Source organism: Pseudarthrobacter sp. NPDC058119 (genome assembly GCF_042884655.1).
Taxonomy (GTDB): domain Bacteria; phylum Actinomycetota; class Actinomycetes; order Actinomycetales; family Micrococcaceae; genus Arthrobacter.
Genome location: NZ_JBHVTN010000001.1, coordinates 15,765 through 34,328 on the forward strand (window position 1 = coordinate 15,765; position 18,564 = coordinate 34,328).

Sequence of the window (18,564 nt, forward strand, 5' to 3'; positions counted from 1 at the left end):
CTACTCAGCCTCGGTGGTCTCAGCTTCGGCGTCGGCCGGGGCCTCGGCAGCGTCAGACTTGGAAGCCTTCTTGGTGATGGCTTCCGGGATGATGACCGAGCCCTTCTCGGGAGCAACGAAAGCTTCCTTCGCGACCTTGGTCTTGAGGGTGCCTTCCTGGCCCGGGAGGCCCTTGAACTTCTGCCAGTCACCGGTGATCTTCAGGATCGCGGCAACCTGCTCGGACGGCTGGGCGCCGACGGAGAGCCAGTACTGGGCACGCTCGGAGTTGACCTCGATGAACGAGGGCTCTTCGGTGGGGTGGTACTTGCCGATCTCCTCGATGGCGCGGCCATCACGCTTGGTGCGTGAGTCCGCGACGACGATGCGGTAGTACGGGGCGCGCATCTTGCCGAAGCGCTTAAGGCGAATCTTTACGGCCACTTTTGTGGTCACTCCTGTTTCAGAAAAAGGGGTGAACCCGGCTTTCTGCACCCGTGGGGCGGGCCGTACTTGCGGGCTCGAAGGACAGGATCCGGACGCGGAGAGAGGGGCCACGCAGATCGAGTACCTGTTTATTGTGCCAGATGAACGCCGTTATTTCGACTTGGCGTGGCCGCCGGCGGCGCCGCGGGAAGGTTTCCCGGGCGCGCCGGACAGGGTCAGGCGGACCAGACGTAGAGTCCAGTCCGCTCCGAATCGTTGATTCCGGCCGCAAGCTCGGCAAGCTGCTGCACGTAGGTCCGCGCCTGGGAGGCACCGAACGGCATGTCCTCCTGGCCGGCCCACTGCCCCGCAACATCGTCAAGGACGTTGCCCTCGCCCTCGGTTTCGTAGGTGAGAAGGTCGGCCAGGGCCCGGACCATGGCCGGCGGAACGGCGAGGAGGGAGTCGCTCGCGACGTCCACCATGGTCAGCTCGTAGTCGGCTCCGCCGGCATGGACAGCCGTCCCGGCAAGATCGCCGAGCTGTTCCAGTTCAAAGTCGGTGATTCCTTCGATCCGCACCGCTGCAGAATCCGCGGCGGAGGCGCTGCGGCCTTCATCAAGGAGGCCGGCGCGTTTCAGCGCGGCGTCATGGGTGGCGACAAAGATCTCGGTGAAGCCCATGGCTGGTGTCCTTCTTCCGTTGGCGGAACTGCGCGCCGGACACTTCCTGCCGCCCGGCCGTACGGAATCAGCCTAGTAGCTGCAGGGCCGCCCTTGCACGCCGGACCGGCCTCCCGCGAAGTGGCGCCGGAGGCCGCAGTGGTCAGCGGACGGCGACGCGGATCCGGTTGCGCCACGGATCTTCGAACCGAAGCTCCGAACCCGTGTGATGGGCGGGCACCCCGGCGACCTTGAGACGGTCAGTCAGGGTGCCGACGTCGTCCCCTGACGGAACCTCGATGAGCACCTCGCCAAGTCCCAGGGTGTCCTTGCGCGGACCCGCGCCGCGGCTGTTCCAGACGTTCATGGCCATGTGGTGGTGGTACCGGCCCGCGGAAACGAACAAGGCCTGCCCGTGCCAGCCGGCGGTCTTCTCGAACCCGAGGGTGCCCACGTAGAAGTCCCGGGCGGTCTGCACGTCGCCAACCTGCAGGTGGACATGGCCCACGCCGGCGGCTGTTTGCCGCTGTCCCTCCAGGGACTCTTCGGTGAGGTGCTGCTCGAGGTAGCGCTGCGGCGGGAGCGCCAGGCTGTCCATGACCACGTCGGTCCCGTTCCAGGACCAGTTGCTGCGGGGGCGGTCCCAGTACAGCTCGATGCCGTTGCCCTCGGGGTCGGTGAAGTAGAAGGCCTCACTGACCAGGTGGTCGGCGCTGCCGGTGAAGGCCCGCGGCTCGTACTGGGCAGCCGTGGCGACGGTGGCGGCAAGGGAAGCCTGGTCCTCGAAGAGCAGGGCGGTGTGGAAGAGACCCGCCTCTCCCCTGCCGGGAAGGTGCAGTCCGGGGGCCGGTGCGAGGTGGACCAGCGGCCTGCCCAGGCGGCCAAGGTAGAGGCCGCCGTCCTGTTCGGCGACCACCTCAAGACCCAGTGCGCGCTGGTAGTAGTCGGTCATGACCTTCATGTCGCCCACCTTGAGCATCACGGTGCCCATGGCGAGGTCGGCAGGAAGAAGATCCTGGCTGTTGGCTGATGCGGTCATTGACGGCTCCTTGCATTGGCGGCCGTCCCGGTGGCGGCCTGTCACACATTAAAATTACTTGAAGCTTCAATATATTCCAAGTCCCGGGAGCCAACTGTCAGCGAATGATCCGCCCTCCCAGCACCACGTGTTCCAGGGCCGTAATGGTCTGAGGTGCCGCGCGCGGGTCGTCCCGGCAGACAACGACGTCGGCGCGGGCCCCATCCTCCACGCCGTCCGCTCCCAGCCACGTCCGGGCTGCCCAGCAGGCGGCGTCGAGGGCCGCCTCCATGGGCAGGCCGGCGCCGTGCAGGGCGAGGATTTCGTCCGTGATCCTGCCGTGCCTGATCACGCTGCCGGCATCGGTACCGGCAAAGATGCGGACACCGGCCGCATGGGCTTCCGCTACCCGCTCCAGCCGGCGTTCCCAGAGCGCGCGCATGTGGGCGGCATAACGCGGGAACTTGGGTTCCGCCTGCGCGGCAATGTCGGGGAAGGTGGCGATGTTGATGAGCGTGGGCACGATCGGGACGCCCTGCTCCGCGAACCGGGGCAGGTGGCGGGGCAGGAGCCCGGTGGCGTGCTCGACGCAGTCAATGCCGGCGTCCAGCACCTGGTCCAGGGTGTCTTCGGCGAAGCAGTGCGCCGTTACCCGGGCCCCTTCGTCGTGCGCCGCCTGGACGGCATCGCGTATGACGGCGGCAGGAAACGACGGCGACAGGTCGCCGGCGCTGCGGTCAATCCAGTCGCCCACGAGCTTGACCCAGCCGTCGCCGTCGCGCGCCTGCTTTCGGACGGCCTCCACGAGGCCCTCGGGCTCCACCTCCTCGGCGAAGCCCCGCAGGTAGCGGCGCGTCCGGGCGATATGGCGCCCGGCCCGGATCAGCACCGGGAAGTCCCTGCCGCCCTGCATCCAACGGGTATCTGCCGGCGAACCCGCGTCCCGGACCAGCAGGGTTCCGGCGTTGAGGTCCGCCTGCGCCTGGTCCCTGGCCGCCGCGGGCTCGACCGGGCCGGCGGCCCCGAGCCCTATGTGGCAGTGGGCGTCGACGAAGCCCGGCAGCACCCAGCCGTCCAGAACCCGGTCCGGAGCAGCCGCCGGCCGGGTGAACGTCAGCTTGCCGTCCACGGACCAGAGTCCATGCCGCATCCTGTCCGGTGCGGTCAGGACGGGCCCGCGGAAGTGGATGATGCCTGCCATGGTGGTGCTCCTTTCGATGCCGGTCAGGGTAGCACCACGTTTATGACAAGGCCGCTCCGGGTGCCTGTGGTAGCTTCGTTCCTGACCACACGGGTGCCCTTGCAGGGGCTGAGATCGGGCTGGCGCAGCCTGCGACCGTTGAACCTGTCCGGGTAATGCCGGCGAAGGAAGTGAGTATTCCCTTGAGTACGCAAAACACCCAGTTGAACCCTGCCCTTCAGCCGTCCGCCGGTGTGCCGGATGGCACTTCGGTGCCGCCGGTGACCCAGTCGCTGAAGTCGCACTCACTCGCCTACCTTGCGGATGAGGCGTCCGGAATCCGGGTCCCGGTGACCGAAATTGCCCTTGAGCCGTCACCCAATGGCCAGCCGAACCCACCCTTCCGGTCCTACCGGACCGCGGGCCCCGGAAGCGACCCCGTCCGAGGCCTGCAGCCCTTCCGCTCCGAGTGGATCACGGCGCGGGCTGACACCGAGGCGTATGGCGGCAGGGCGAGAAACCTGCTCGACGACGGCCGCTCGGCCGTCCGCCGCGGCGCTGCCTCCGCGGAGTGGAAGGGTGCGCAGCCGGTGCCCCGCCGCGCCGTCGACGGCCGGACAGTGACGCAGATGCACTATGCCCGGCAGGGCATCATCACGCAGGAGATGCGGTTCGTGGCCCTGCGCGAGAACTGCGACGTGGAATTGGTCCGCAGCGAAATGGCCGCCGGCCGCGCCATCATTCCCAACAACATCAACCACCCGGAATCCGAGCCCATGATCATCGGCAAGGCCTTCCTGGTGAAGATCAACGCGAATATCGGCAACTCGGCCGTGACGAGTTCGATCGCCGAGGAAGTGGACAAGCTGCAGTGGGCAACCCAGTGGGGCGCCGACACCGTTATGGACCTGTCCACCGGCGATGACATCCACACCACCAGGGAATGGATCCTCCGCAACTCCCCCGTGCCCATTGGAACCGTCCCCATCTACCAGGCGCTGGAGAAGGTCAACGGCGAGGCCAACGCCCTGACCTGGGAGATCTTCCGTGACACGGTGATTGAACAGTGCGAGCAGGGCGTGGACTACATGACCATCCACGCGGGCGTGCTGCTGCGGTACGTCCCGCTCACCGCGAACCGCGTCACCGGCATCGTCTCGCGCGGCGGCTCCATCATGGCCGGCTGGTGCCTGGCCCACCACCAGGAGAACTTCCTGTACACGCACTTCGATGAACTGTGCGGAATCTTCGCCAAATACGACGTCGCCTTCTCGCTGGGTGACGGCCTCCGCCCCGGTTCCACCGCGGACGCCAACGACGCCGCCCAGTTCGCCGAACTGGACACCCTCGCCGAGCTGACGCAACGGGCCTGGGAGTACGACGTGCAGGTGATGGTGGAAGGGCCCGGCCACGTTCCCTTCCACCTGGTGCGCGAGAACGTGGAGCGGCAGCAGGAACTGTGCAAGGGGGCGCCCTTCTATACCCTGGGGCCCCTGGTGACGGATGTGGCGCCCGGGTATGACCACATCACCTCGGCGATCGGCGCCACCGAGATTGCCCGGTACGGCACTGCCATGCTCTGCTACGTCACGCCGAAGGAGCACCTGGGCCTGCCCAACAAGGACGACGTGAAGACAGGCGTGATCACGTACAAGATCGCAGCGCACGCCGCGGACCTGGCCAAGGGCCATCCCGGGGCGCATGAGCGCGATGATGCGCTGTCCAAGGCAAGGTTCGAATTCCGCTGGGGGGACCAGTTCGCGCTGTCCCTGGACCCCGTGACCGCGGAGTCGTTCCACGATGAGACGCTGCCGGCCGAACCGGCCAAGACAGCCCACTTCTGTTCGATGTGTGGTCCGAAGTTCTGCTCCATGCGGATCAGCCAGGACATCCGGGACGAATACGGGTCCGCGGAGGCCCAAGCGGCGCTGGCGGACATGGCTTCCGGCATGCGCGGGAAGAGCGAGGAGTTCCTGGCAGCCGGCGGCAAGGTGTACCTGCCGGAGCTGCGGGTCCCCGCTGAAGGCTAGGACGCCCGGGCGGGCTGGCTCCTGCCGACCCCGCTGATGAACTGGCGGATGGACCGGTCCCCATCATGGGAGTCCTGGGGCCGGTGCCCTCCCGCGGCAACGCGGTGCAGGGCGCCGGTCTCCCGGAGGTACCCTGCAATTTCCTCATAGAGTGGCTCCCACCCGCCGGTGAGGACAAGGGTGGGGACGCCCGGAACGATGTGCAGCGGCGCTTCCCACGAAGGCTCCTGGAGCCGCAGCCGCCGCGCGGACCGTTTCTCCTCGGTGGTGGCAGGCTGCTGGAGGTCGGTGGCGTAGATCCGGCGGACGAATTCGCGCTGGAAGTCGTCGTCGCTGAGCTGGTGGCGGACGTCGAACAGTGGCTGCATCAGGCTGATGTGGGCGGCCGTGGCCGGCAGTTCCGCCGTCAGAGACAGGCAGGCGGGCTCCACCAGCGTCAGGGAAAAGACCAGGTCCGGGCGTTCGACGGCGGCCATCATGGCGGCGATAGCCCCCTGGGCGTGTGCCACCACGTGTCCGCCCGCGGCGCCACGGCCGTCGTCGCCCAAAGACCGCAGGATGATCGCGGTGTCTTCCGCGAACGAAGATTCCACCGGCTCCGCGACGGCATCGTAGCCATGCCGGCGCAGGAACAAGGCGTCATAGGACAGTGCCATGCCGTGCTGGCGGGGCCACGCCGCGGCACCGAAGCTTCCGGCGCCGTGCACGAAAACTACCCTCTGCTTGAACATGTCCCAACCCTATTCCACGCTGCCGACATCCCCACGAAAAAGCGCCAGGTGTCGTCTTGGGCGGTCAAGACGGCACCTGGCGCTTCCTGATGGCGGGGAACTCCTACTTGCCCAGGAACTTGTCGAAGCCCTTGGGAAGGTTCAGCGACGACGGGTCGAAATCGCCGCCCTGCTGGCCGAACGCGGCACCGGTGGGCAGCGCCTTGGCGGCGTTGGCACGGCGGGCTTCCGCGTCCTTGCGCTCCTGCGCCGCCTTGGCGGGGTTGCCGGATTTTGCCTTCTTCTTGGGTGCGTTCTTTGCGTTCTTCCGCGCGCCGCCCCCGGCTCCGGGAAGGCCGGGCATCCCGGGCATCCCCGGCATGCCGCCCTGGGCCATCTTCTTCATCATCTTCTGGGCCTGGGCGAAGCGCTCCAGCAGGCCATTGACCTCGGACACATGGACGCCGGAGCCACGGGCAATACGTGCCCGGCGCGAGCCGTTGATGATCTTGGGCGCAAGCCGCTCATGCGGGGTCATGGACCGGACGATCGCCTCGACGCGGTCGATTTCGCGCTCGTCGAACTGTTCGAGCTGCTGCCGGATATTCTGCGCGCCCGGCATCATCATGAGCATCTTCTTCATGGAGCCCATGTTGCGAATCTGCTGCATCTGGGCCAGGAAGTCCTCGAGGGTGAAGTCCTCCTGGTCGGCGAACTTCTTCGCCATCCGGGCAGCTTCGTCCTTGTCCCACGCCTTTTCGGCCTGCTCGATGAGCGTGAGGATGTCTCCCATGTCCAGGATGCGCGAGGCCATCCGGTCGGGGTGGAAGAGCTCGAAGTCGTCCAGTCCTTCACCGGTGGAGGCGAACATGACCGGCTTGCCGGTAACCGACGCAACGGACAGCGCCGCACCACCGCGGGCATCGCCGTCGAGCTTGGACAGCACGATGCCGGTGAAGTTCACGCCCTCATCGAATGCGAGCGCCGTGTTGACGGCGTCCTGGCCGATCATCGAGTCGATCACGAACAGCACTTCGTTCGGGACAATGGCGCGGCGGATCTGGCGGGCCTGCTCCATCATTCCGGCGTCCACGCCGAGGCGGCCGGCGGTGTCGACGATCACGACGTCGTGCAGCTTCTGGCGTGCTTCCTCCACACCGGCGCGGGCTACGGCCACGGGGTCGCCGGCGGGCTGGTCCAGTTCCGTGGAGGTGGCACCGGGGTGCGGGGCGAAGACCGGCACGTTGGCGCGCTGGCCCACCACCTGGAGCTGGGTGACGGCGTTGGGGCGCTGCAGGTCGCAGGCCACCAGCATGGGGCTGTGGCCCTGGGCCTTCAGCCACTTGGACAGCTTGCCGGCCAGGGTGGTCTTGCCCGCGCCCTGGAGGCCCGCGAGCATGATGACGGTGGGCCCGTTCTTTGCCAGCCGGATGCGCCGGGTTTCACCGCCGAGGATCTCCACGAGTTCCTCGTTGACGATCTTGACGATCTGCTGGCTGGGGTTCAGCGCGCCTGAGACTTCGGCGCCCAGTGCGCGTTCGCGGACACGCCCGGTGAATTCGCGGACCACCGGAACGGCGACGTCGGCGTCCAGGAGGGCACGGCGGATCTCCCGGACGGTGGCATCAACATCGGCCTCCGTCAGGCGGCCCTTGCCGCGGAGATTCTTGAAGGTTGCTGTCAACCGGTCAGACAGTGAATTGAACACGCGCCGTGAACTTCTTTCAGGAGATGATCGGGACTCGACTACCTAGGGTATCAAGTCAGGCACGGTAGATGGCATGCTGGCCAAATGACGAGCCCAACGACTGTGAAGACCTTGCTCATCCTCGGCGCCTCGGGCGACCTCACCGGCAGGCTCCTCCTGCCGGGCCTGGCCCGCCTTGTTGCGGCCGGCCGCGCGGAAGGCCTGGCCCTGGTGGGTGCCGGCTCGGATCCGTGGACGCCGGAACAGTGGCGGGACCGGGTGGAGTCATCCTTCGCCGCCGCTGCCGGCGCGGCAGGTGAGGCCGGGAAGGCGGCCCTGGAGTCGATGCGGAAGGAGACGGCCTACCACCAGGTGGACGTGACGGAGCAGGGCGCCCTTGCCGCCCTGCTCGCCGGGCTGCAGGGGCCGGTGGCGGTCTACTTCGCCCTTCCGCCCAAGATCAGCCAGCTGGCCTGCGGGACGCTCCAGCCCCAGGAGGTTCCCGAAGGCACCAGGCTGGTCATGGAGAAGCCATTCGGGTCCAGTGAGGAGTCGGCCCGCTCCCTGAACCGGACCCTTGCCCGCCTGGTACCCGAGGACCACATCCACCGGGTGGACCATTTCCTGGGCAAGGCCACGGTGCTGAACATCCTGGGCCTGCGGTTCGCCAACAACTTCCTGGAGCCCGTGTGGAACCGGCAGCACGTGGAAAGAGTGGAGATCTTCTTCGACGAAGACCTGGCGCTGGAAGGCCGTGCGCGCTACTACGACGGTGCCGGCGCCCTTCGGGACATGATCCAGAGCCACCTCCTGCAGGTCATGGCCATCATGGCAATCGAACCTCCGGCCACCATCGGCGAGCGCGACCTGCGCGATGCGGTCTCCGCCGTCCTCCGCGCCAGCAGCGTCAAGGACGCCGTCACTGACTCCCGCCGTGCCCGCTACACGGCTGGTTGGGTCGCGGGAAAGCAGGTGCCCGACTACGCCGCGGAGGACGGGGTGGATCCCGCGCGGGGAACCGAGACGCTGGCCGAAGTCCAGGTGGGAATCGACAACTGGCGCTGGCGGGGCGTCCCCTTCATCCTGCGCTCCGGCAAGGCCCTCGGTGACAAACGCAAGGAAGCGGTGGTCACGTTCCTCCCGGTGCCCCACCTCCCGCAGGGCTTTACCGGCGTTGACTCCCCCAACCAGCTGCGGATCGGTTTTGGCCCGGACACCCTGGAGTTCGACGTCGATGTCAACGGCCCCGGAAACATCTTCAGCCTGGGCCGGGTCACCCTCGAAGCGGAACTGAGCGCCTCGGACCTCCTGCCCTACGGCGAAGTCCTGGAGGGCGTCCTGGCCGGAGACCCGCTGCTGTCCGTCCGGAGCGACACAGCCGAGGATTGCTGGCGGATTGTCGAGCCGGTGCTTAGGGCGTGGGAGCAGAACAACGTCCCGCTGGAGGAGTACGACGCCGGGTCGGCCGGCCCCGCGTCCTGGCCCACCAACCGGCACAAGGACTAGGCCCCGACAACAGGCAGGACGGGCGGGAACCTTTTGGTTCCCGCCCGTCCTGCATCAGTTTTCAGTTGTCCCCGCCGGAACCGTGGCGTGCCGGCTTAGATGGCAGCCACTCCGCGTTCCCCGGTCCGGACCCGCACCGCTTCGTGGACGTCCATGGTCCAGACCTTGCCGTCCCCGGCCCGGCCGGTGTTCGAGCTCGCAATGATCACGTCCAGGATGTCATCGGCCTGCTCGTCCGTGGCCAGGACTTCCACCCGGATCTTGGGCAGGAGGTCCACGTTGTATTCCGCCCCGCGGTAGACCTCCGTGTAGCCGCGCTGCCGGCCGTAGCCGCTGGCCGCGCTGACGGTCAGGCCCTGGACCCCGTAGGCTTCCAGCCCTTCCCTGACGGCTTCGAGCTTTTCCGGCCTGATGATTGCAGTGATCAGTTTCATGCCCCCACGCTTTCCTTACCTGTAGCCGGCTGTGCCTTTTGCGCACCGGATGCTGACGGGCCCGCCTCGTGGGACTCGCCCTGGCCCTTGCCGGTGATCAGATCGTGCAGCGGCTGGAAGCTTCCACCATGGCCGCTCACACCGAACTCGTAGGCAGTCTCGGCGTGCAGGCTGAGGTCCACACCCACCGTTTCCTGTTCCTGCGAGACGCGGAAGCCCATGGTCTTGTGGATCGCCAGGGCGATGATGGTGGTCAGGACCGCCGAGTAGGCGATGGCGATGCCTGCCGCCGCGAGCTGTGCCCACAGCTGGGTGAGTCCGCCGCCGTAGAAGAGGCCGCCGCCAACACCGTCGGTGGGCAGGGCGATGAAGCCAAGTGCCACGGTGCCGATGATGCCGGACACAAGGTGCACGCCCACGACGTCCAGGGAGTCATCAAAGCCCCAGCGGAACTTCAGGCCGACAGCAAGGGCGGAGGCCACGCCGGCCACCACGCCGAGGCCGAGGGCACCGACGGGGCTGACGTTGGCGCAGGCGGGGGTGATGGCCACGAGGCCTGCGACGACGCCGGATGCGGCACCGAGGGAGGTGGGGTGGCCGTCGCGGATGCGCTCGGTCACCAGCCAGCCGAGCATGGCCGCTGCCGGGGCTGCGAGGGTGTTGATCCAGATCAGGCCGCCCTGTTCGGCAGTGGTTGCCGCACCGCCGTTGAAGCCGAACCAGCCGAACCACAGGATGGCCGCGCCGAGCATGACGAACGGGATGTTGTGCGGGCGGTGGTTGGGGTCCTTGCCGAAGCCCTTGCGGTTGCCGATGATCAGGACCAGGATCAGGGCCGCCACACCTGCGTTGATGTGGACCACGGTGCCGCCGGCGAAGTCGATGGCGGGGCCGAGGGCCTTGCCGATCGCGCCTTCGGGACCGAACAGGCCGCCGCCCCACACCATGTAGGCAAGCGGGCAGTACACCAGCGTGACCCACACGGGAACGAAGACCGACCAGGCGCCGAACTTGGCGCGGTCGGCGATGGCGCCGCTGATCAGTGCCACGGTGATGATGGCGAAGGTGGCAGCGTAGCCGACCTTGATCAGGCCGTCAGGGGTATTGATTCCCTCAAGGCCGAACGTGGCGAACGGGTTGCCCACGATTTCCATGAACCCTTCCCCGGAGCTCATGGAGGCGCCCCACAGCACCCAGACGACGCCCACCATGCCGATCGAGATGAAGCTCATCATCATCATGTTCAGGGCTGCCTTGGCGCGGGTCATGCCGCCGTAGAAAAATGCCAGACCGGGTGTCATGAACAGCACGAGAGCTGCCGCCACCATGACCCAAACGTGACCTGCGGTAAGTTCCATGGTGCACGTCCTCTCTCATCGAATCTTGCGGAGTACTCCGCCTGCCAACGCCTTTTTGCGTCCTGTAATGAGTTTGTGGGTGGCGTGTTTCGCCCGCGGAGGATTTAGATTGCCGCTCTGTTACAACAACCTCTAGGAAGTAAATGGTGCATATCCGCCTTGTTACGGTTATGTTTCCGCACCCGCGCAGCCACCCGGCTCCCGTTCCAGCAAGGACTCCCCCACCATGACGGCACCACCCCGCGCAAGCGGCGCCACTTCGAGGTTTTTGGCCCATCTGCGGCCGCAGCGGGAGAAACTCCCCCGCGACATCAAGGTGATGCTGGCCGCGGCGTTCCTGATCGCCCTCGGCTTCGGGCTTGTTGCGCCCGTATTGCCGCAGTTCGCAACAACCTTCGGGGTGGGGAACACCGAAGCGGCGGTGATTGTGGCCATCTTCGCGTTCATGCGGCTTGCCTTCGCTCCTGCCGGCGGTGCCCTGATCGGCAAGCGCGGCGAACGGCCCATCTATGTTGCCGGGCTGTTGATCGTGGCGCTGTCCACGGCGGCGTGCGCCTTCGCCCAGGACTACTGGCAACTCCTGCTGTTCCGTGGCCTTGGCGGAGCGGGATCCGTGATGTTCACGGTGGCATCAATGGCCCTGGTGGTTCGGCTGGCCCCGCCGCAGAGCCGGGGCAGGGTCTCCGGCGCGTACGCGTCTGCGTTCCTGATCGGCAATGTGTGCGGCCCGATCGTGGGCGGGCTGCTGGCGGGGCTGGGCCTGCGGGTTCCGTTCCTGGCCTATGCCGCCGCGCTGCTGGTGGCCGCCTTCGTGGTGCAGACCCAATTGAGCCACCAGCGCCGGGGAGGCGGCGAGGTTCAGCACCGTGCCCCGGACATGCGGTTCGGCGAAGCCCTCACCGCCGGCACCTACCGTTCAGCTCTTGCTTCCAGCTTCGCGAACGGATGGGCAACGTTCGGCGTGCGGATGGCGACGGTGCCGTTGTTCGCCGCGGCCGCCTTCGGCGCGGGCCCGCAGGCGGCCGGCCTGGCGTTGGCCGTGTTCGCTGCCGGCAACGCCGCCGCCCTCACTTTCTCGGGACGGTTGGCGGACTCGGTGGGACGCAAGCCGATGATGATCTCGGGCCTGCTGGTGGCGGCCGTTTCCACCGCCGCCATTGGCTTCACCACCGACCTGCCCTGGTTCCTGGCGGCATCGACGCTCGCTGGCGTCGGGTCCGGGCTTTTCGGTCCCGCCCAGCAGGCCGCCGTCGCGGATGTCATTGGCAACGCCCGCTCCGGCGGTAAGGTGCTGGCCGTGTACCAGATGACGTCCGACGTCGGGGCGATAGTCGGTCCGCTGGTGGCGGGCATGCTCGCGGACTGGTTGGGCTTCGGCTGGGCTTTCGGCGTGACCGGCGCGATCATGCTCCTGGCCGCTGCCGGCTGGTTGCCCACGCGTGAGACCCTGCGAAAGGCAGGCTCCTAAGCAACCCTGTCAGTTCAGCAGGGCGTCTACGAAGCCTTCGGTGTCGAACGGGGCTAGATCGTCGGCGCCTTCGCCCAGTCCGATGAGTTTGACGGGCACACCGAGGGTTTTCTGGATGGCTACAACGATGCCGCCCTTGGCGGTTCCGTCCAGCTTGGTCAGGACGATGCCGGTGATGTTGACCACTTCCGAGAAGACCCGCGCCTGGTTCAGGCCGTTCTGGCCGGTGGTGGCGTCGAGCACCAGGAGGACCTCGTCCACCTCTGCCAGCTTTTCCACGACGCGCTTGACCTTGCCAAGTTCGTCCATCAGGCCCACCTTGTTCTGCAGGCGGCCGGCTGTGTCGATCATGACCACGTCGACTTCCTGCTCGATGCCGGCCTTGACTGCCTCGTAGGCAACCGAGGCGGGGTCGGCGCCGTCGATGTCGGACTTTACGGTGGGGACTCCCACGCGCTGGCCCCAGGTGGCCAGCTGCTCGGCGGCGGCGGCCCGGAAGGTGTCTGCGGCGCCGAGCAGGACGTCCTTGTCCTCGGCGACCAGCACGCGGGCCAGCTTGCCCACGGTGGTGGTCTTGCCCACGCCGTTCACGCCCACCACCATCATTACGGCGGGCTTGTCCGCGTGCCGCTGGACGTTGAGGCTGCGGTCCATGGTGGGATCCACCAGCTTGATGAGTTCTTCCCGGAGCATGGTCTTGACGTGTTCCGGGGTACGGGTGCCCAGGACCTTGACGCGCTCCCGCAGGGCATCGACCAGCTGCATGGTGGGTTCGGTTCCCAGGTCCGCGAGAAGGAGGGTCTCCTCCACTTCATCCCAGACGCTCTCGTCGATCCGGTCGCTGGAGAGCAGCGCCAGCAGGCCCTTGCCCAGGACGTTGTTGGAGCGCGCCAGCCGTTCCCGCAGGCGGGCCAGGCGGCCGGCGACGGGCAGCGGGGTTTCGACGGGAATGGTTTCCAGGCCCGCCGCAGTGTCCGGAACGGTGGTGGTGTCCAGCCCTTCAAGGTCCGCACCCTCCGGCGCCGCGGCCCCAATTGTTCCGTCGCGGTCTGCCACCGCCGTGCTTCCACCGGAGCGGATTTCGGGGTCGTTGGCATCCCTGGTGCCCGGGTAGCGGGTGATGTTCCTCCGGGTCTTGAGCAGGACCGGAATCAGGCCGCCGATGACCACCAGCGCAGCAAGGATGGACAGGACAATGGGAAGGATGTCATTCACTCCCCTAGCTTCTCACAAACGCCCTGCCCGGTTCGGGCGGCCGGCAGGCGGCTGACCTGCCCCGTTGCCCCGGCCGCAGGCTGCTGGACGTCACAACCAAAGCCTGGCGGCGCCGCTATACCTCGGCCCCGAGCCGTTGGCTGATGACGGTGGAGACGCCGTCGCCCCTCATGGTGACGCCGTACAGCGCGTCCGCTACTTCCATGGTCCGTTTCTGGTGCGTGATGACGATGAGCTGGCTTGATTCCCGGAGTTCTTCAAAGATGGTGATGAGCCGGCCCAGGTTGGTGTCATCCAGTGCCGCCTCCACCTCGTCCATGACGTAGAACGGCGAAGGACGGGCCTTGAAGATGGCCACCAGCAGCGCCACTGCGGTCAGTGAACGTTCGCCGCCGGAGAGCAGGGACAGCCGCTTGATCTTCTTGCCCGCAGGCCGGGCCTCCACCTCGATGCCCGTGGTGAGCATGTCCGTGGGGTCGGTCAGCACCAGGCGGCCTTCGCCGCCCGGGAAGAGCCGCTCGAAAACCCTGATGAACTGGGCCTGGGTGTCCTCGAACGCTTCGGTGAAAACACGCTGGACCCTGTCGTCCACTTCCTTGATGATGTCCAGCAGGTCGCGCCGGCTGGCCTTCAGGTCCTCGAGCTGGGTGCTGAGGAACTGGTGCCGCTCCTCAAGGGCCGCAAATTCCTCCAGCGCCAGGGGGTTGACCTTGCCCAGGCTGGCCAGGTCCCGCTCCGCCTTCCGCAGCCGCTTCTCCTGCTCCTGCCGGACATACGGCTTGCCCTCCCTGATTTCCTCCCCGTCCGCATCAACGGGGGCGCGAAGGGCAGCCCACTTGTCTCCTGATTCCTCTGCCGGAACGGGCACCGGCACCTGTGGTCCGAACTCGTTGACGAGCGCTTCGGGGGTGATGCCGAGCTCGTCCACGGAGCGCGTTTCCACTGCTTCGATCCTGGCACGCTGCTGGGTCCGGGCCAGTTCGTCGCGGTGGACAGTGTCGGTGAGCTGGGCCAGTTCCTTGGCGAGGGCTTCGTTCGCTTCCCGGATGTCCCGCAGGCCGCGGTCGCGCAGCTCGCGGTTCTCCTCGGCGAGGTCCCGTTCGTGCCGGGCCAGGTCGACGGAGACGTCCACATAGCCAAGTGCCAGCTCCACGCCCGCGGAGACGGCCGCTGCGCGCCGGGCCTGGATGCGGCGGCGCCGGGCGCGCTCCGCCGCTTCCTCGCGGGCCCGGCGTTCGGTGGCGGCGGCGCGTTCCAGGGACGCCGCCCGGTTGCGGGTGGCCACCAGCTGCTCTTCGGCACTGCGCAGGGACAACCGCGCCTCCACTTCGGCTGCGCGGGCGGCGGATGCAGCGAGGGCCAAGGCGTCGCGCTGCTCCGTTGAGGGTTCCTCTTCCACCGGTGCTTCCTGCGCCGCGGCCAACCGGGCAGCAACGGCGGCGAGCGCCTCTTCCTCTGCCGCGACGTTGGCTTCGGCCCTGGACAGGGATGCCGCCAGCCGTTCGCTCTCGCCAACGGCGCTGCGCAGGACAGAGTTCAGGTGGCCCAGCCGTTCGGCCACGGCGGCGAGGCGGGCGTCGGATTCGTGCAGCTTGTCCAGGGCAGCGTCCGCTTCTTCCTGCGCCCCCTCGCGCCGGGCCTCTGCGGCGGCCAGGGCGAACCTGTTCCGTTCAAGGTCCGCAGTGACCGCCGACAGTCCGCGGTCGGCGTCGTCCACTGCCGCCTGGACTTCAAGGAGGGACGGTGCCTTGGCGGAGCCGCCGGTGGCGGAGACGGCGGTGAAGATGTCCCCTTCCCGGGTGACAGCCGTCAGCTGCGGGAAAGAAGCAACCAGGGCCGCTGCGGCGTCGATGCCGGTGACGACGGCGGTCCGGGACAGCAGGTGCCGGACCAGGGCAACGTGCTCCGCCGGTCCGTCCACGAGGTCAACCGCCCACTGTGCCCCGCCGGGCAATTCAATGTCCTCGCCGCCGTCGCCCTGGAGTGCCGCGGCGGAGGCCAGGAGCAGCGACGCCCGCCCGGCGTCGTCGTCCTTGAGCTGCTGCAGCACGGCTCCTGCCGCTTCCCCGTCCCGGACCAGCACGGCCTCGGACGCCTCCCCCAGCGCAGCGGCGATGGCCGGCTCGAATCCGGCCTGGACCGTTATCCCGGCGGCGAGGCTTTCCTGGACTCCGGGCAGCCCGGACGCCAGCACGTGCCTGGCGCCGTCCTTGCGGTCAAGGCCAAGCTTCAGGGCGTCGAGGCGCGCGGCAAGGGCGTCCCGCTTGCGCACGCCCTCGTTGACGGCGGCTTTGAGGTCTGCGATTTCCTGGAGGACGGTGTCCAGGACATCGCTGGCGGCTTCATAGTCGGCGTCGAGGGATTCCTCCCCCTCCTCCACGCCGGCAACCTGGTTTTCCAGCGCCGTGAACTCCGCCTGGGCGCGGGCCCGGCGTTCCGTTCCGGCCGCGAGGGATTCGCGCAGCCGCCCCAGTTCCGCCTGGGCGGACTCCACCCGGGACCTGGCCGCCGCAACCTGCCCGGCCAGCCGCGCCAGGCCCTCCCGCCGGTCGGCTGCTGCACGGAGCTGTGCGGTCAGCCGTTGGTCTTCAGCATGGGCTGCCCGCTCCGCATCCGCCTTCGCGGCGCTGGCCGCGTCAAGGGCGCCACGCCTGCCCTGGATATCCTGTTCGAGCTCGGACAGCTCCTGCCGGACCCTTGCCGCCTGGCGCTCCAACTGTTCCGGGTCCCGGCCGGAAGCCGGCGCAGCCTCGTCGGAGCCCAGCAGGCGGCTCCGTTCGGCGGCCAGCGAGCCCAGCGACCGCAGCCGTTCGCGGGCGGTGGAGAGCCGGTACCAGGTGTCCCGGGCTGCGTTGAGCCGGGGCGTTGCCTCGGCTGCCAGCTGCTCCAGCGCTGCCTGCTGCCTGCGCCCGGCGTCAAGTTCCTGCTCGACGGCGGTCCGGCGCGCCTTGATTGCGGCCTCGTCCGCCACGTCCTGCTCCAGTGCCTGCTGCAGCTGGACCAGGTCATCGGCGAGCAGGCGGGCGCGGGCATCCCGGACGTCGAACTGGACCCGCTGGGCGCGGCGCGCCACCTCGGCCTGCTTCCCCAGAGGGGTGAGCTGCCGGCGGATCTCGCCGGTCAGGTCGGTCAGGCGCTGCAGGTTGGCCTGCATGGCTTCCAGCTTCCGCACGGTGCGTTCCTTGCGCCGCCGGTGCTTAAGGATCCCGGCCGCCTCCTCAATGAAGCCGCGGCGGTCCTCGGGTGTGGCGTGCAGGACGCGGTCCAGCTGGCCCTGGCCCACGATGACGTGCATTTCCCGGCCCAGCCCGGAGTCCGAAAGCAGTTCCTGGATGTCCAGCAGCCGGCAACCGGCGCCGTTGATGGCGTATTCGGAGCCGCCCGTCCGGAACAGTGTCCGGGAAATGGTCACTTCGCTGTACTCGATGGGGAGTGCGCCATCAGTGTTGTCGATGGTCAGTGAGACGTGGGCTCGCCCCAGCGGCGGCCGCCCGGACGTCCCGGCGAAAATGACGTCCTCCATCTTGCCGCCACGCAGCGTCTTGGCACCCTGTTCGCCCATGACCCAGGCGAGGGCGTCCACCACGTTGGACTTGCCGGATCCGTTGGGACCCACGACGGCGGTGACGCCGGGTTCGAAGTCGAAGGTGGTGGCAGACGCAAACGACTTGAACCCCCGGACGGTGAGGCTTTTGAGGTGCAAGGCTTTTCTGGTCTCCTGGAGCGGGTAGGGCAATTTGCTGGAACCGGCTCACTACAATCTACTGCGCAGGACCGACAATTCCCCGCAGCAGCACCGGGCAACCGGCACGGGCGCGATGGCGGATATGCATGATCCGGCGGTGCAAAGGCATAGTTAAGCTCTTGAGCCTGCATGGATGTGGGTACAGTCACCGCAGGAATGCGGGACGAAAACGAAGAGGGGCTTGAATTGGCAGGTAATGCAACCTTCCGCCACAGCAACACCGCGCTGCTTTCGGTCAGCAGCGTCGAAGCGCCCAGGATTGTGAGCTCCACGGATTTTGACCGCCGGCTGGCATCGACCCTGAAGCGCCTGAAGTTTCCGCCCCGGCTCCTGGAGCGGGTGGCGGGAATCACGCACCGGCGCTGGTGGGCTGCCGGAACATCGTTCGACGATGCTGCCGCGGAAGCCGGCGCGAAAGCCCTGGCCGAGGCAGGCATCGAAGCGTCCGACGTCGGCCTGCTGATCAACACATCGGTGACGCGGCGCAACCTGGAGCCCTCCGTGGCGGTGAAGATCCACCACAGCCTCAGCCTGCCGTCGTCGGCCATGAACTTCGACCTTGCCAACGCCTGCCTGGGATTCGTCAACGCCCTGACCCTGGCAGCCAACATGATCGACTCGGGCCAGATCAAGTACGCCGTCATTGTCAACGGCGAGGACGCCCAGCTGACGCAGGAGGCAACCCTGGCCCGCCTGCAGCGGCCCGAAACAACGCGGGATGACTTCAACCGGGAGTTCGCTACGCTGACCCTGGGATCAGGCGCAGCCGCAGCCGTCCTGGGCCCGGCGGACCAGCACCCCGGCGCGCATCGCGTGGTGGGCGGGGTGATGCGCGCCGGCACCGAGCACCACGACCTGTGCGTGGGCGGCATCGACGGCATGCACACCGACACCAAGGGCCTGCTCGACGGCGGCCTGCAGCTGGTGGTGGACGCGTGGCAGGAAGCCCAGCCGGAGTGGGACTGGGCGGCCATGGACCGCTATGTCACCCACCAGGTCAGCAATGCCTACACCCACGCCATCATCGATGCCATCGACCTGGACCCGGACAAAGTGCCCATCACGTTCCCGCACTGGGGCAACGTTGGACCGGCGTCGCTTCCCATGACGCTCGCCGCCGAGGCGCAGTCGCTGGGAACCGGCGAC

The 18,564-nt window shown here is 67.7% G+C and carries 14 protein-coding genes and 1 riboswitch; of the genes, 4 read left to right on the forward strand and 10 right to left on the reverse strand.

Annotated features, from left to right (window positions below; all coding sequences use genetic code 11):
• The 4 genes from rpsP to ACFVTD_RS00115 all read right to left on the reverse strand — a co-directional run bounded on the left by rpsP (nt 1) and on the right by ACFVTD_RS00115 (nt 3,286).
• The gene (gene rpsP / locus ACFVTD_RS00100; protein WP_018768286.1) at nt 1-423 is read right to left on the reverse strand and encodes a 30S ribosomal protein S16; all 423 of its coding nucleotides are present in this window, start codon (nt 421-423) and stop codon (nt 1-3) included.
• A 218-nt stretch (nt 424-641) separates the two neighbouring features.
• Nucleotides 642-1,088, reverse strand: a complete 447-nt coding sequence (locus ACFVTD_RS00105) for a hypothetical protein (protein ID WP_387556493.1) — start codon at nt 1,086-1,088, stop codon at nt 642-644.
• 142 nt (nt 1,089-1,230) lie between these two features.
• The gene (locus tag ACFVTD_RS00110) at nt 1,231-2,106 is read right to left on the reverse strand and encodes a VOC family protein (protein WP_387556495.1); all 876 of its coding nucleotides are present in this window, start codon (nt 2,104-2,106) and stop codon (nt 1,231-1,233) included.
• Between the two features lie 97 nt (nt 2,107-2,203).
• On the reverse strand, nt 2,204-3,286 hold the full coding sequence (locus tag ACFVTD_RS00115) for an amidohydrolase family protein (protein ID WP_387556497.1): 1,083 nt from the start codon (nt 3,284-3,286) through the stop codon (nt 2,204-2,206).
• 79 nt (nt 3,287-3,365) lie between these two features.
• Nucleotides 3,366-3,473, forward strand: a riboswitch (TPP riboswitch).
• On the opposite strand from ACFVTD_RS00115, the gene thiC reads away from it, so the two are divergent.
• Nucleotides 3,469-5,295 (forward strand): phosphomethylpyrimidine synthase ThiC, encoded by a 1,827-nt coding sequence (gene thiC / locus ACFVTD_RS00120; protein ID WP_387556499.1) that lies wholly within the window; start codon nt 3,469-3,471, stop codon nt 5,293-5,295. It overlaps the preceding riboswitch by 5 nt.
• Here thiC and ACFVTD_RS00125 read toward each other — a convergent pair.
• The gene (locus tag ACFVTD_RS00125; RefSeq protein WP_387556501.1) at nt 5,292-6,026 is read right to left on the reverse strand and encodes an alpha/beta hydrolase; all 735 of its coding nucleotides are present in this window, start codon (nt 6,024-6,026) and stop codon (nt 5,292-5,294) included. The two genes, thiC and ACFVTD_RS00125, sit on opposite strands and share 4 nt — an antisense overlap.
• 103 nt (nt 6,027-6,129) lie before the next feature.
• Nucleotides 6,130-7,713, reverse strand: coding sequence for a signal recognition particle protein (gene ffh / locus ACFVTD_RS00130; protein ID WP_141160150.1), 1,584 nt, complete (start codon nt 7,711-7,713; stop codon nt 6,130-6,132).
• A gap of 84 nt (nt 7,714-7,797) precedes the next feature.
• Here ffh and ACFVTD_RS00135 point away from each other — a divergent pair, with 84 nt between their 5' ends.
• Nucleotides 7,798-9,198 (forward strand): glucose-6-phosphate dehydrogenase, encoded by a 1,401-nt coding sequence (locus ACFVTD_RS00135; protein WP_387556503.1) that lies wholly within the window; start codon nt 7,798-7,800, stop codon nt 9,196-9,198.
• A 95-nt stretch (nt 9,199-9,293) separates the two neighbouring features.
• Here ACFVTD_RS00135 and ACFVTD_RS00140 read toward each other — a convergent pair whose 3' ends face one another.
• Both ACFVTD_RS00140 and ACFVTD_RS00145 read right to left on the reverse strand, forming a co-directional pair.
• A complete protein-coding gene (locus tag ACFVTD_RS00140; RefSeq protein ID WP_387556505.1) occupies nt 9,294-9,632 on the reverse strand; it encodes a P-II family nitrogen regulator in 339 nt (112 codons plus the stop codon).
• Nucleotides 9,629-10,990: an ammonium transporter gene (locus ACFVTD_RS00145; protein WP_387556507.1), complete on the reverse strand. Its 1,362-nt coding sequence runs from the start codon at nt 10,988-10,990 to the stop codon at nt 9,629-9,631. Before ACFVTD_RS00145 ends, ACFVTD_RS00140 begins: the two co-directional genes overlap by 4 nt.
• Before the next feature lie 226 nt (nt 10,991-11,216).
• Between ACFVTD_RS00145 and ACFVTD_RS00150 the strand changes: the two genes are divergently transcribed.
• A complete protein-coding gene (locus tag ACFVTD_RS00150; protein ID WP_387556509.1) occupies nt 11,217-12,458 on the forward strand; it encodes an MFS transporter in 1,242 nt (413 codons plus the stop codon).
• 9 nt (nt 12,459-12,467) lie between these two features.
• On the opposite strand, the gene ftsY is transcribed toward ACFVTD_RS00150, so the two are convergent.
• Together ftsY and smc are read right to left on the reverse strand one after the other, a co-directional pair.
• Nucleotides 12,468-13,673, reverse strand: a complete 1,206-nt coding sequence (gene ftsY, locus ACFVTD_RS00155; protein ID WP_387556510.1) for a signal recognition particle-docking protein FtsY — start codon at nt 13,671-13,673, stop codon at nt 12,468-12,470.
• Between the two features lie 115 nt (nt 13,674-13,788).
• The gene (smc, locus tag ACFVTD_RS00160) at nt 13,789-17,376 is read right to left on the reverse strand and encodes a chromosome segregation protein SMC (RefSeq protein WP_387556512.1); all 3,588 of its coding nucleotides are present in this window, start codon (nt 17,374-17,376) and stop codon (nt 13,789-13,791) included.
• Nucleotides 17,377-17,604: 228 nt separating this feature from the next.
• Here smc and ACFVTD_RS00165 point away from each other — a divergent pair.
• The coding region (locus ACFVTD_RS00165; RefSeq protein WP_387556514.1) for a 3-oxoacyl-ACP synthase III at nt 17,605-18,564 on the forward strand (960 nt) is incomplete at its 3' end.